10 protein-coding genes are annotated in these 13433 nt (G+C 60.3%); 3 read left to right on the top strand and 7 right to left on the bottom strand.

Features of this window, described 5'->3' with window-relative positions; genetic code table 11:
• The first annotated feature begins 229 nt into the window (after window positions 1-229).
• Window positions 230-1279: a M20/M25/M40 family metallo-hydrolase gene (locus GGR28_RS15215; protein WP_183496678.1), complete on the top strand. Its 1050-nt coding sequence runs from the start codon at window positions 230-232 to the stop codon at window positions 1277-1279.
• A gap of 176 nt (window positions 1280-1455) precedes the next feature.
• On the opposite strand, the gene GGR28_RS15210 is transcribed toward GGR28_RS15215, so the two are convergent.
• Entirely contained in the window at window positions 1456-2223 is a 768-nt protein-coding gene (locus GGR28_RS15210; RefSeq protein ID WP_183496677.1) for a Bax inhibitor-1/YccA family protein, read from the bottom strand.
• Window positions 2224-2276: 53 nt separating this feature from the next.
• The gene (gene aroQ, locus GGR28_RS15205; protein ID WP_183496676.1) at window positions 2277-2699 is read right to left on the bottom strand and encodes a type II 3-dehydroquinate dehydratase; all 423 of its coding nucleotides are present in this window, start codon (window positions 2697-2699) and stop codon (window positions 2277-2279) included.
• Between the two features lie 220 nt (window positions 2700-2919).
• Between aroQ and GGR28_RS15200 the strand changes: the two genes are divergently transcribed.
• Window positions 2920-4290 (top strand): MATE family efflux transporter, encoded by a 1371-nt coding sequence (locus GGR28_RS15200; RefSeq protein WP_183496675.1) that lies wholly within the window; start codon window positions 2920-2922, stop codon window positions 4288-4290.
• 62 nt (window positions 4291-4352) lie between these two features.
• The gene (locus GGR28_RS19375; RefSeq protein WP_183496674.1) at window positions 4353-5432 is read left to right on the top strand and encodes an adenylate/guanylate cyclase domain-containing protein; all 1080 of its coding nucleotides are present in this window, start codon (window positions 4353-4355) and stop codon (window positions 5430-5432) included.
• A 5-nt stretch (window positions 5433-5437) separates the two neighbouring features.
• Here GGR28_RS19375 and GGR28_RS15190 read toward each other — a convergent pair whose 3' ends face one another.
• Genes GGR28_RS15190 through GGR28_RS15170 form a run of 5 tightly spaced genes read right to left on the bottom strand, consistent with a single transcriptional unit; the run spans window position 5438 to window position 13367 of the window.
• Window positions 5438-6103 carry an NAD-dependent epimerase/dehydratase family protein gene (locus GGR28_RS15190; protein WP_183496673.1) on the bottom strand — a complete coding sequence of 222 codons (666 nt, stop codon included), beginning with the start codon at window positions 6101-6103 and terminating at the stop codon, window positions 5438-5440.
• A gap of 38 nt (window positions 6104-6141) precedes the next feature.
• Window positions 6142-6645 (bottom strand): GbsR/MarR family transcriptional regulator, encoded by a 504-nt coding sequence (locus tag GGR28_RS15185; protein ID WP_183496672.1) that lies wholly within the window; start codon window positions 6643-6645, stop codon window positions 6142-6144.
• A 33-nt stretch (window positions 6646-6678) separates the two neighbouring features.
• Window positions 6679-9813: an efflux RND transporter permease subunit gene (locus GGR28_RS15180; protein ID WP_183496671.1), complete on the bottom strand. Its 3135-nt coding sequence runs from the start codon at window positions 9811-9813 to the stop codon at window positions 6679-6681.
• A 29-nt stretch (window positions 9814-9842) separates the two neighbouring features.
• Window positions 9843-10976 (bottom strand): efflux RND transporter periplasmic adaptor subunit, encoded by a 1134-nt coding sequence (locus tag GGR28_RS15175; RefSeq protein WP_183496670.1) that lies wholly within the window; start codon window positions 10974-10976, stop codon window positions 9843-9845.
• A gap of 33 nt (window positions 10977-11009) precedes the next feature.
• Window positions 11010-13367, bottom strand: a complete 2358-nt coding sequence (locus tag GGR28_RS15170) for a TolC family protein (RefSeq protein WP_183496669.1) — start codon at window positions 13365-13367, stop codon at window positions 11010-11012.
• Window positions 13368-13433: the final 66 nt, after the last annotated feature.

Raw genomic sequence — 13433 nt, 5'->3', positions numbered from 1 at the left:
GCACAAGATCTTTGCTTAGGTCGAAGCGTTGCACGCCGAGGGGGAATTCTTTTTCACCACGGAGGGCCACGGATCAAACACGGATTTTTTGGCGGATTGAACCCTCAGTCTCGCCTGGCTTCTCCCCCTTGGGGGCTAGGTGGCCAGACGCGGTGGTTGCCTGAATGTGGGCCGCTAAGTGCGTTACCTTTGCTTTCATCCAATTTACCCCGCACCCGCGTCCCCGCCCATGGCTGATTTCCTTGCCCTTCTACACAGACTGATCGAAACACCCTCCCTAAGTAAGCAGGAGAACAAGACGGCCGACCTCATCGAGGAGTACCTGAAGGAACGGGGCCTTATTCCCCACCGCTACGGCAATAATGTGTGGATAAAGAGCCGGCAGTGGCGCGACGATAACCCTACTATTCTGCTCAATAGTCACCACGATACGGTGAAGGCTGCAGCCGGTTATACCCGCGATCCGCATAAGGCAGAGGTGATCGACGGCAAGCTCTACGGACTGGGCAGCAACGATGCCGGGGGAGCTTTGGTGAGCCTCATTGCCGCCTTCGTGATACTGGAAAATGATCCGACGCTGAACTGCAATCTGCTGCTGGCCGCTACTGCCGAAGAGGAGATTAGCGGTCCCAACGGCATCGCGGCATTGCTACCTATTCTGCCGCCGATCGATGCCGGTATCGTGGGTGAACCGACCTTGCTCGATCTTGCCGTGGCCGAACGCGGACTGGTCGTCATTGACGGAGAGACGATGGGAAAGAGCGGTCATGCCGCCCGGAAGGAAGGGATTAATGCGCTGTATCTGGCCCTCGACGACATTGCCGCCATTCGCGACCACACCTTTTGCCGGCCGGGTGAGCAACTGGGGCCGACGAGTGCCGCCGTGACCGTGATCGCCTCCGGTACCCAGCACAACGTGGTGCCCGATCGCTGCACTTTTGTGATCGATCTGCGGGTCAATGAAGCCTACACGAATGAGGAAGCGGTGGCGGAATTACAGGCGGTGTGCAAGAGCGCGAAATTGACGCCACGGAGCCTGCGCTTGCAGTCGAGCCACATCCGGGCCGATCATCCGTTACTGCGGGCGGCACTGCGTGCGCGTCCATCCGCAAAGCAGTATGGGTCACCGACCCTGAGCGATCAGGCCCTGCTGCCGTTTACGACCCTGAAGGTGGGCCCCGGGGATAGTGCGCGCAGCCATACGGCGGATGAGTTTATTTACGTCCGGGAGATCGAGGAAGCCGTGGACTTCTACACGAGGCTGTTAAGGGAACTTTAAAATATTTTTTCTGATCAGGCAGCGAATTTCGCCTACCCCCCGTTCTAGGGTCAGTTTTGATGATGGTAACAGCAGCCTCACTTTATTCTCACTAGATCAACTTTGGCTGTAACGTATAGAGGGGAAAACGGACATGCCGTTTTCCCCTCTCGTTTTTTATTAAGCCTGAATCGACCTTAGTCGCGGTTCATCACCGACAGCAGGCGCAGCACCTCGATGTAGAGCCAGACCAGGGTAACGATGAGTCCCATGGCACAGAACCACTCCATGTACTTGGGCGAACGCATGGCGGCTCCCCGCTCGATGTTGTCGAAGTCGAGCAACAGGTTCAGCGTAGCGATACCGATGATGAAGAGGCTGATGCCGATGCCCACGATGCCACCCTCGTGCAGAAAGGGTACGCTCATGCCGAAGAAGCTCAGTCCGATGCTGATCAAGTACACGATGGCAATACCGCCCGTGGCCATGATGATACCGGTGCGGAACTTATCGGTCACCTTAATCAGTCCCGCCTTGTAGGTGAAGAGCATGGCGAAGAGCAGGGCGATGGTGATCATGATCGCGTTGAAGGCGATGCCCACCCCGAAACCGGCCACGTACATCGATGTCACCGAGCCTACGAAGAGACCTTCCAGTAAGGCGTAAATCGGAGCCAGGGTACCGGAAAGCTTGGGCTTGGCGGCCATGATGAATACGAGGACCAGTCCGCCGATGGCGCCGCCCCACATGAAGAGGCTGCTGGGATAGAAGAAAGAGTACAGGGCCGTGGCGAGTACCAGCAGGCCGAGAAGTAGCGTCTTGTTGACGGCACCGGTAACGGTCATCACGTTGTCTTCCGCACGCGTAATGAAGCCGCCGTCGAGGGGCCGCTGGGCCGATTTAGCCAGCCGCTCCTCGCTCAGGATGGGGTTGCTGGATTGCTTGAATCGATCGGATAAGGACATGTATCTAAGGTTAGTTAGTCAATAAAACGCCTGACAAGAAAAGTCGTTGCACATTAAACGAAATACTGCACCGCCAGCTCATAGCCGCGCAATCCGAAGCCCACGATCACCCCCTCACAGACCGGTGAAAGAAAGGAATGATGGCGAAAATCTTCCCGTTTATGCACGTTGCTGATGTGTACCTCGATCACCGGCGTCTCGATGGCCGCGACCGCATCCGCCAGGGCAATGCTGCTGTGAGTATAGGCTCCGGCGTTGAGCACGATGCCGTCGTAGTTCCAGCCGATTTCGTGCAGCTTGTCCAGCAGTTCACCCTCGTGGTTGGTCTGAAAGTAGCTCAGTTCCACGTCCGAGTCCACGAACTTCCCCTTCAGGTGGATCATAAAGTCGTCGAAGGTATCTTCCCCGTAGATCTCCGGCTGCCGCCGTCCGAGCAGGTTGAGGTTGGGGCCGTTGATGATCATGACTTGGAGCATGTGGAGGAGTTCGTTAGTGGTTTAGTCAATTAGTCGGTTAGTACGTTCGTCAGTTTGGGGGTGGGGGGGCGTACTTTTGACGGTGCTACCAATATAGAGCCGCCTAAAGTACTAACCGACTAATTGACCAACGAACTTACGTACTAACCGACTACCCCTGCTCGCTTCCTTCTTCCGCAACGCCGTCCTCATCCTCTTCCTCAATCTCGGGGTGAAGGGCGTGTACTTGTTTGCGATCGAGCGTACGGTGCAGAACCGACTGCCGGAGGCGGATTACGGGCTCTACTTTTCGCTGCTCGGACTGGGGATGCTGCTGCAGGTGATTGCCGATGCGGGGCTTCAGCTTTATAACAGCCGGACCATTAGTGGGCACCGGCAGTTGCTGACGAAGTATTTTCCTTACTTCATTCTACTGAAAACCTTGCTGGGGGGCGTGTTTTTTGTGGCGCTGTTGCTGGCCGGCTGGGTACTGGGGTACCGGGGCTGGGAGATCGGATTGTTGCTGCTAGTGGGTACCGGTCAGCTGCTCAATAGCCTGGTGCTTTACTTGCGTTCGAGCCTGGTGGGTTTGGGGCGCTACGCGCTGGACAGCTGGTTCAGCATCGTGGATAAGGTGTGCATGATCGCGCTGGTGGGTGGGGTGCTGGTCTTTTTTCCTTCGCTGCTTTCCATCCACTTTTTTGCGGGGGCGCAGGTGCTGTGTTGGTTAATTACAGCCGGGGCCCTTGGCATTCTGCTTCGGGGCAAATTGGTTCGGCGTTGGCCAAGTTTTAATCGAGCGACTCTGTGGATGCTGCTGCGTGGGGGGGCACCATTTGCGATTGCCATACTACTGCAGACGGCGTACAGTCGGGCCGATGCGATCATGATCGAGCGGTTGCTCCTTGACGGGGCGGAGGCTGCCGGGCACTACGCCGCGGGGTACCGTTTGCTGGATGCGGTGAATACGGTCGGCTGGTTGCTAGCGGGACTGTTGCTGCCGATGTACGCCCGACTGCACGCGCGGCGGGAGCCGTTGGAAGAACTATTGCGGTTCAGCGTCCACTTGCTGGTGGGCGGGGGGCTGGTGGTCAGTATTGCGGTGGCAGCGTACGCCGGGCCGATTGTGGAGCTGCTGTACGACTTTGCGGAGGGGCGGACGGCCGTCATCCTGCTTTTTCTTTCCCTCACCTTCGTGGCGCAGTGCCTCAATTATGCCTACGGTGCCCTGCTCGGGGCTACGGGATTAATTGGGCGGATGAACTACGTCTTCGCCGCCGGCATCCTGCTCAACGTGGCGGGTAACTTCTGGGTACTGCCCCGCTACGGTGCGCCGGGAGCGGCGGCGGTGACACTGGTGACCCAACTGTTCGTGGCGGTGGTGCAGGCGGGGCTGGCGCACCGGTGGCTGCACTTACCCGTGAGCACGGTGGGGTGGGGGAGACTCCTTTTATTGGCGGTGGTGTTGGGGGGGATGGGTATGGGGATTACTCGCCTGGACCTAGGGTGGCTGACGGGCTTTTTATTACTGGGTGGCGGCGGACTGGCACTGGTGTTCCTCCTGCGGCTGTTTGGCCTGCGGCAGCTTGCCGGTTTGCTTGGCTCCCGGTGATTTTCGTTGCACCTGCGGCCCCGCCCTGCGAATGCGCGTATTGATAAGCTACCTTTACGCGAGTGGCGATTTACAACAGGCATAAGTTGGTTTTTTGGTTGCAGCTGGTCGCTACCTGGACGGTGGCGGTTTCCCTGTTTGGCTACATTCGGCACTACGGGTGGACGGGCCGGTACGGCATTTCTCCGGAGAGCCTGATCGAACCCTGGTTCGACGTATCGGTGGGGCTGATCCTCGGGACCGGATACTTCGCGATCGAGCTACTGATGGACCGGCAATTCTTCGAGCGCCTGTCTTTTTTGCGGTGGGCCGCGGTGAAGTTGGTGCTGATCCTGGTGCTGATGCTGGCCTTTTTCGCGGTAGCCGTGTACCTATATCCCTTTATGAATCCGAGTGTGACCGACGATGTGACGCTGCGGGAATTTCTGTTCAGTAAGCTGATGTTCCTGGTGCTGGTGTACATCAGCCTAATCAGTTTGTTGATCACCCTCTTTCAGCGGATGCAGCGGAAACTGGGGCCGGGAATTCTGGGCAATATGTTGCTGGGTCGCTACCACCATCCCCGCGAGGAGGAGCGGATCTTTTTGTTCATCGATTTGCGGTCGTCGACCAGTATTGCCGAGCAGCTGGGGCACGTGGCGTTCAGTCGGCTGATTCAGGACTGCTTTGCCGACGTTACCGAAGCGGTCGAGCGCCACCGCGCGGAAATTTACCAGTACGTGGGCGACGAAGTGATCCTGTGCTGGAAACCGGCGCAGGGCAGCCGAAACAACAACTGCGTCGCCGCATTTTTTCAGTTCGTGGACACCCTGGCCGGGCGGTCGGACTATTACCAGGCTACCTACGGGTTACAACCCTTCTTCAAGGCCGGCGGCCACCTGGGGCGGACCACCGTAGCCGAGGTGGGCATTCTCAAACGCGACCTGGCCTACCACGGCGACGTGCTTAACACCACGGCCAGGATTCAGGGCAAGTGCAACGAACTCGAAGAGCAACTGCTGGTATCGGCGGTGCTGGCCGACCGCCTGCAACTGGAGAAGGAGTACACCCTGCGCGAATACCCCCCGGTGGAACTGACCGGCAAGCAGGAAAACCTCACCGTAATTGGCGTTCAGCGTCCGACCCCCCTCAGTGCGGGGTGATGTGGTTACGCCAGCGTGACGAGGCGGTTGATGTCCGTACTCTCCAGGATCTTTTCTTCCTGCGGGTGGAGGGCGACGATGATCATGGCCCGGCCTAGTTTCTTGTCGGTGGTGGCCCAACTGAAGCGGCGCAGCAGGGGAGCCAGGGGTTTGAGGATTCGGTACATGGCGGCGACCCAGGCGGTCTTCATGGGCAGGTCGCGTTCGGGCAGGAGCATGCCGAGGCGGAACATGTAGGCGTCGCGGAAGCCGACATTGAGCAATTTCACTTCGGTGCGGCCCTTGACCCGGGCCCACATCTGGCGGCCGTTGACGTCGGTGCCCATGCCGGAAACGTAGGTGAATACCAGGCCGGGGTTCAGTTCGCAAAGCGTACGGGCGAAGGAGACGACCAGCGCGTAGGTCAGGCGGGTGTATTCCTCCTCCGACTTACCCACGGCCGATACGCCGGCACAGTAGAAGCAGGCGTCGTAGCCGCGCAACTGCTCGCGAAGGGGTTCGATGTCGGAAAAATCGGCGTGGATGATTTCCGTCAACTTAGGGTGGTGCACGTCGACCGGGTGGCGGTTGATCATGACGATGCGTTCGACGTTGGGGTTGTCTAAACACTCCAGCAGGACAGCGCGGCCAACCATGCCGCTGGCGCCGGTGAGGATGGGGGAAAGGGGCATGGGGGCAAAGTTGGTGAGGAGGTTCTTTTTGAGGTTGATTAGTCAGCGGATCGCTTGCGCTCGTTCCACTTAGCCTGGATGCGCGGAAGCTCCTCCTTGAGGAAGAGAAAGTAGTCCTTAATGTAGAGCAGTTCCCGGTTGAACTCGGGGCTGTTGGTGTCTTTGCGTAGGTCGATGACTTTATTCAGTGTGGATACGAAGGGCCCCACCGAGGCAAATGACTCCTGAATTTGCTCCAGCCACCGGAGCACGCTTACCCGAAAGTACCGCTTGCGGTCGCCGGGTTTGGTGATATAGTCGACCCGACCTTCGTTCATCAGTCGCTTGAGTGCATTGCTGATCGTGCTCTTGCTGGCCTGCAGAAAATCCTGAATGGCGAAAAAGTCCATCTCCGGCGGGTCAGCGAGCAGGAGTAGGGCAAACACTCGTGCTTCCATGGGGGTGAGGGTGGTCTGTTCGTAGAAGATGCCGATCTCTTCCACCCGTTGCTTGATGTCCCGGATTGAATTGTTGGCGGTGGTATCGGGATTTTGGTTATTCATGACTGACTTTAGTTGGTGCGATAGGTGAAGACATTAGACTAAGTCCGAGTTCGGGTCAATGGGCTTCCGCTCCTTGATCCGGAACAGCAGCTTATAGGTAACGGGTACGAAAAGCAGGGTGATCACCGTTGCGAACAGGAGGCCGACCATGATCGCTACCGCCATCGGTTCCCACATGAGTCCGCCCCCGAGGTAAAGGGGGATGAGGCCCAGGGCGGTGGTGAAGGTAGTGAGCAGGATAGGCCGGAAGCGCTGCTTACAGGCGTCGATGATGGCGCGGAATTCGGTCTTGCCCTCCCGCTCCTCGAGTTCGATGCGGTCGATGAGCACGATGGCATTGTTGATCAGAATACCCGCCAGGGAGATCACCCCCATGAAGGCCATGAAGCCGAAGTAGCTCTGGAAAAGGAGGAGTCCGAAGATGACGCCGATGAGGCCGAGCGGGATGGTCAGGAGTACGATGCCCGTCTTGCGGAAGCTGTTGAATTGCAGCATGAGCAGGACGAGGATGATGAAGCCCGCCAAAGGAAGTTTGTCGACCACCGCGCCCATGGCCTTGCGGCTGCGCTCCGACTCGCCCCCCAGGTCGTAGTGGTAGCCTACGGGCCAGGTGCGGGCCAGTTCGTCGAGCTGGGGGGTGAGTGCGGAGGTGACGTCGGTGGCGGTCTTGCCGATGGTGGCGTCCGCCTGTACGGTCAGCGTACGAAAGAGGTCGCGCCGCTTGATCTTGGCGTACTGCCAGTCGACCTTCACGTCGGCCACTTGAGCCAGGGGGACGTTGTTTCCGTTGCCCTGGGCGTACACGTTGAGTCCCGCCAAATCCTGCACTTCGTAGGTTTCGGCACCCGTCCCGCGCATAACGATGGGCAGCGACTCGTCGGCCTCCCGGTAGCTGCCGGCCGTATAGCCGCTCACGTTGGTGCGGAGGGAGACGGCGATGTCCTGGTTGGTTACTCCGGCCAGGTTGGCCTTGTCCTGGTCGATGTCGATCACGACCTTCTTGCTCTTCGGGCCCCAGTCGTCGGAAATATTCGTGGCGATGGGCATACCGGCCAGGATGGCCTTGACGTCGTCGGAGATGCGGTAGAGCTCATCGGCATCGGGACCGCTGATGCGTACGGCCACGTCGGCACCTCCGCCCCCGCCCCCGGAGAGGGAGCCGACGGTGATGTCGGCGTCGGGGAAGTTGACTTCGCCGAAGTGCTCCAGTTGCTGGATGATCGACTGGTTGGCCTCGAAGCGGCTGGTGTTCAGCAGCAGGTGGGCGTAGCCGCTGTTGGCCTCACCGGGTTGGTAGCCGAGGTCGTAGCTCTTCGGGCCCTCCCCGATGAAGCTGGTGAAATCGGTGATGCCGTAATCATCCGCATCGACTGCCAGTAACTCTTCATTGATATAGGTTTCGATGCGGGCCACTACCTCCGCCGTACGGTCGATGTCGGTGCCCTGCGGCAGTTCGACGTTCATCGTGAGCAGGTTGCGGTCGCTGTCGGGGAAGAAGATGAAGGGCAGGCGCCCGAAGAGGGAGAGGCTGACGACGAAGAGTCCTCCCACCAGTCCCAGGGTAAGCCAGGGATGTTTCAGGGCGCGGTAGATCAGGTTGCCGTAATGTTCGTTGAGGCGCTCAAAGCCACTGCGTTTGACCGCTTCCGGTTCTTCCGTTGCTCCTGCGTCCCCGCCATCTGCCTTCTTAACCCGGATCAGCGCGACGCCGAGCATAGTAACGACGGTCATGGCCATGATCCAGCTGCTCAGCAGGGCAAAGGAAATGACGATGAACAGCGGACCCATGATCTCGCCCATCGTATTCTCGGCCAGGAAGAAGGCGAGGAAGGCGGCCGAGGTGGTGAGGGAGGAAATGAGCAGCGGAATGCCCAGTTCACTGGTGGCCCGGTAAGCGGCCTTGCGCGGCGACAGGCCGGAGTCGATGCCCACCATCATCGCCTCGGAAATCACGATGGCGTTGTCGACCAGCATCCCCAGGGCCATGATGAGGGCGGCGAGGGAGACCTTGTTCAGTCCCACGTCGAAGACGTTCATGAGCAGCAGTGTCATAACGATGGCCAGGGGGATCAGGCTGGCTACGACCAGTCCCGTGCGCCAGCCGAGAAAGAGAAACATGACGGCCAGCACGATGGCGACCGACTGGAGTACGTTGGAGAGGAAGCCGTCGACGCTGTCCTGAACGAAGGCGTCCTGACTGGCGATCCGCCGCACTTCCATCCCGACGGGGAGGGTCTGGTTGAAGTAAACCAGCCGCTCGTCGATCTGCTCGCCCAGCTGGACCAGGTTGGCGCCGTCCTTGACGGCCACGCCCACGACCAGGCCCATTTCACCACCGAGGCGGACCAGTCGCTCGGCCGGGGAGGCGTATCCCCGACTGATGGTGGCGATGTCGCCGAGTTTGGCCGACTGGTTGGCATTCAGGCGGACGACGGTATTGGCCAAGTCGTCCAGGCTTTCGAAATTTCCGGTGGGCTCCAGGACGACGCGCTGGTCGCCGAGGATCACGTCGCCGCCCGCGAAGACGATGTTCGTGGCGGAGATCGTGTTTTGGAGCTCATTGGCCGACAGTCCGTAGCGGGCCAGCCGGGCGTTGTCGAATTCGACAAAGATCTGCTCCTGCCGCATGCCGCTGATTTCCACTTCGGCGGCATCGTCGAGCTTGACGAGGTCGTCGCGAATGTCCTCGGCGGCATCTTCCAGTTCGCTGAGGGTATAGCCCGAGCCGGAGAGGCCCACCTGGATGCCGTACACCACCCCGATGTCGTCGTCCTTTACTTCGATGCTGCGCAGTCCATCGGGTAGGTCGGGGCGCAGTTGATCGATCTTGCGGCGCAGGCGGTCCCATACGGGTTGCATGTCTTCGGCCCGCACGCTGGGGTCGAGTTCGATGCTTACGATGCTGAGGCCGGTGCGGCTCTCGCTGGTGATCTGGTCGACCTCGGCCATTTCCTGGGCTACCTGCTCGATGCGTTCGGTGATCAGTTCCTCGATGCGGTCGGGGCTGGCCCCGGGGAAGGAGGAGACCACCGTGGCCACCCGGATGGTGAAGGGCGGCATGTCGTTGCGACTCAGTTGGCTGTACCCGATCAGGCCCATTAGGGCGACCACCAGGACGAGCAGGATGGTGACCCGGTTATTTTCAATGGCGACTTTCGCGATGTTCATGGGGGAGGCGTTTAGCGGCGCGGGTTAGATTAATTGGACAGGAGGCGGACCTGCATGCCGTCGAGCAGCTGCTTCAGTCCGGCGGTGGCGACCAGGTCACCCTCCTTCAGGCCTTCACGAACGGCGAACCCCTTGTTGTAAAACTCACCGATGGTGATCGCGGTACGGCGGGCTACGTAGTGGTCGGAAGTGTCGGTGGGCACGAGCAGGAAAACGAATTTGCCGTCGGGTCCTTCGGAAACCGATTCGGTGGGAGTAAGCAGCAGGCTATCGCGCGCTTCTCCGGCGGCCCCGAAGGTGAAGCGGACGTTGGCGGCCATGCCCGGTCGGATGGATTCGTCTTCGTCGACCACGGTGATGGTGACCGGATAGCTGGGCGAGCCGGCGGCCGCGAAGGCTACCTCGGAGATGGTTCCTGCAAACGTCTTACCCGGAATGGACGAAAAGGTAATCTCCACGGCCTGGCCGGCGGCCAGACTCGCGATCACGTCTTCCGGTACGTTGACCTCCACTTCGGGGTCGCGCTCGGTACTCAGGGTGACGATGGCCGTACCCGAGGGGGCGAATTCGTTGGCCTCGACGTGTTTTTCGGTGATGACGCCGGCGAAGGGGGCCGTCAGCCGGGTGTAGGAAACCTGGTTGCTGGCCGCGCGGACCTGCGCTCCACTGGCTTCCAGCTGGCTGCGGGATGCCTCCACCTGGGCGCGAGCGGTCTGGTACTGGCTGCGGGCCTGCTCGAATTGACTCAGGGATACGCTGTTGTTCTCGTACAGTTTGGAGGTGCGTTCGTAGGCGGCCTGGGCGGCGATAAGCTGGGTTTCGGCGCTCTCGAGCTGGGCCCGGCTGGTCTGGCGCTGAGCGGTGGCCTGCGACTGTTGCACGACGAAGTCGGCCGGGTCGAGGGTGGCGATCAGTTGGCCCCGTCCTACCCGCTGACCGAGGGTGACCGGCAACTGGCGAATGGTACCGCCGACGCGGAAGGAGAGGGGCGTGCGTCCCGCCGCTTCGGCAACACCGCTGAATACCCGGGAGCTGCTGCCGTCGTCGACCGTGACGTAGCCGGCGCGTACCGCCCGCACCGGGACCTCGGTGGCGAGGGTCTCGTCACCGCTTCCGCAGGCGGTCAGCAGAAGTAGCGATAGGAGGAAGGAGAAGGATCTCATGCGAATGCGATTGAATTGGGGTAGGGAAGGGGTTTACTGCCGGGACCGGAAGGAAAGGAAGCGTTCGAGGAAGGCCGTCTGCTCACCGGGCGTACTGAGGAACTGGTAGCTGCCGGTGGCGCGCTGTACGGTGAGGAAGTCGGCGACGAACTGGTAGCCGAGGTTAGTGGCGTTGATGCGCGACTGGAGCACGACGTTCTGGGCGTCGATCAGGGAGGTGACGTTGGTGGCTCCGCTGCGGTAGAGGTCCTCGATGAGCGTGAAGTTGCGTTCGGACGTCTCCGCCGCGGAGCGGGCGAGGTTCAGGTTGCGGAAGCTGGCGACGAGGGTTTCGACGTTGGAGTACAGCCGTTGCACCAGCTGGTTTTCGGTATTCTCGCGCTGGGTGGCGGTCTGCAGGGTGGTGACCCGTGACTGCTCGAGTTGCGCCTTCCGCAGGCCCCCCTGGAAGATTGGGATGTTGACGCCCACCGTGGCGGAGTAGCTGCTGCGGGGCCGGTCGGCTGAGGCGAAATCGAAGTCAAATTCCGGCGGGAGGCCGACCGTCGCGTAGTTGCCGATGCGGTAGCCATACTGGCCGTTCACGACAATTTCGGGCAGGTAAAAGGCCCGTTGCCGCGAGAGTTGCTGTCGCTCCTGGGCCGCGATGGCCAGGTCGAGCTGGCGGAGGGTAGGTAGGTTGTTGCGGGCTTCCTCGGCGAGGAAGTCGGCCAGGCGGTCGATGTCGCGCGGGGTGTTCAGGAGGGGAAGGATAGTTTCTCCGATGATGCCGATCAGGGAGTCCTGTCCGGTGAAGGGCGGCAACTGAAACTCGGCGTCGATGTCGTGGTCGAGCAACTGGTTGAGTTGGTAACGCGTCTGAGCCAGTTGCGCCTCCGCTTCGTTGACGTTGATGGCGCCGAGGGAGAGCTCGCTTTCCCAGCGGTACACGTCGGTGGATGCCGTGGCACCGAGTTCCCGTTGGTTGACCGCCAAATTGTAGTTCGCGCGGGTCAGGTTCAGGTTCTCGTTCTGGAGACGAAGGAACTCCTTGGCCTGCAGGACCTGTAGGTAGGCGGTACCGACATCGAGTACGACGTCGAGCTGACTGGCTTCCAGCGCCGCCTCCTGCCCCTCGGTCAGCAAACGCCGGATAGCGACATTAGCGAAAGCTGGCTCGGAGAGGACGACTTGGCTCACGGTAGCAGCCGCCGTCCAGTTGTAGCGTCCCTGTAAACCGAAGCTTGAGGCAACGGCCTGGCCGTCCAGCACGGTAAGGGTGGTACCGGCTCCTACTTGGGGAAGCAGGTTCGAGCGGGCTACGTCGATGTCCGTACGGGCCAGGGCCAGATCGTATTCGTTGATCCGGTAGCCCAGGTTCCGGGCCAGGCCTTCGAGTATGGCACCCTCGAGGGTGAGAACGGGGCCGGTCTCCACGTTTACCGGATTGAGCAGCACGGACCGGCGCATCAGGTCAAAATCCGGGTAGATGCCCGAAGCGCGTGCCGCCGCCATGTTGATGATGAGCGTGTTGTCGTAGCGCTCGATGTCGGTGGAGAAGGTGGCCGGGTCAATGCCGTCGGTGATGCGCAATACATCCAGCGCGACCCGGCGGGGCAGACGGCTTAGGTTTTCGTCGGAAGAGAAGGCAGCCAGGGCACCCAGGTCGAGCAAAGGATAATCGATTAGGCTCATCGTAGATATTCCCCGGCCGTTGAGCTCGGTAATGATTTGTCGGATCTCCTCCTCGGGAACCACGGCGGTGACCGGGGTGAAATACACCGCATCGGTGCCTTCGGGCAGGCGGGCCAGGGTAGCCGCCGCGGTCGGTGCGGCCGTGATCACGTTCACTATTGCGTCCGTGTAAGTAGGCACGGTGCGGGAGAGCAACTCGCGGAAACCGTCCGTCGTAATTATGGTGAGTTCAGAAAAATTGCGGATGCTCGCCAGGCTGTCGAGGTCGCGGCGCAGGTCAAAGGGCGAGCGGATGTAGGTGAAGTTTGGTACACCCGTTCCTTCCGTTCCCCCCGGCACACCGGGTTCTACTACGACCGCCGCGATGGTCGGCTTGGGGTAAGTAGAGCGGTTAAGTAGCGCCTGACTGCTGCCGATGCCGGTGCCGATCAGGATGTCTGCATCCTGGTACAGCTGGTCGATTTCGTCCGGCGCACCGACATACTGGGTACGGAGGTCGAGGTCGAACCGATTATCCAGCAACACGTGGAGCTCGGTGCGGATGATGCTATCCAGGCTGGGTTCGGCGCTCGCCGGGCCATCGGAAAGCAGGGTAATGCGGAGCGGAGATTGCCCGTGCGCCAAGCCACTGACGAACAAGCAGACGAACAGCAGCAGCGCGACGTGGGGGAGGTGGAGTCGGATTCCGGCCGTGAACCGGAGATTGCGAGGAGACATAGATCGGTAATGAGTCCGAGTAACGCCCGGACAAACCGTTTAGTTCTGTAAATACCGAACTAAATG

Source organism: Neolewinella aquimaris (assembly GCF_014197245.1).
Lineage (GTDB): Bacteria > Bacteroidota > Bacteroidia > Chitinophagales > Saprospiraceae > Neolewinella > Neolewinella aquimaris.
Note: the sequence above shows the minus strand (reverse complement) of the source record. Positions and strands in the feature narration are given on the sequence as shown.

What these genes read in the sequence shown, in the direction of transcription:
- GGR28_RS15215 (WP_183496678.1), top strand. Translation starts at nt 230, where the DNA reads ATGGCTGATTTCCTTGCCCTTCTACACAGACTGATCGAAACACCCTCC.
- GGR28_RS15210 (WP_183496677.1), bottom strand. Translation starts at nt 2,223, where the DNA reads ATGTCCTTATCCGATCGATTCAAGCAATCCAGCAACCCCATCCTGAGC.
- aroQ (WP_183496676.1), bottom strand. Translation starts at nt 2,699, where the DNA reads ATGCTCCAAGTCATGATCATCAACGGCCCCAACCTCAACCTGCTCGGA.
- GGR28_RS15190 (WP_183496673.1), bottom strand. Translation starts at nt 6,103, where the DNA reads ATGCCCCTTTCCCCCATCCTCACCGGCGCCAGCGGCATGGTTGGCCGC.
- GGR28_RS15185 (WP_183496672.1), bottom strand. Translation starts at nt 6,645, where the DNA reads ATGAATAACCAAAATCCCGATACCACCGCCAACAATTCAATCCGGGAC.
- GGR28_RS15180 (WP_183496671.1), bottom strand. Translation starts at nt 9,813, where the DNA reads ATGAACATCGCGAAAGTCGCCATTGAAAATAACCGGGTCACCATCCTG.
- GGR28_RS15175 (WP_183496670.1), bottom strand. Translation starts at nt 10,976, where the DNA reads ATGAGATCCTTCTCCTTCCTCCTATCGCTACTTCTGCTGACCGCCTGC.
- GGR28_RS15170 (WP_183496669.1), bottom strand. Translation starts at nt 13,367, where the DNA reads ATGTCTCCTCGCAATCTCCGGTTCACGGCCGGAATCCGACTCCACCTC.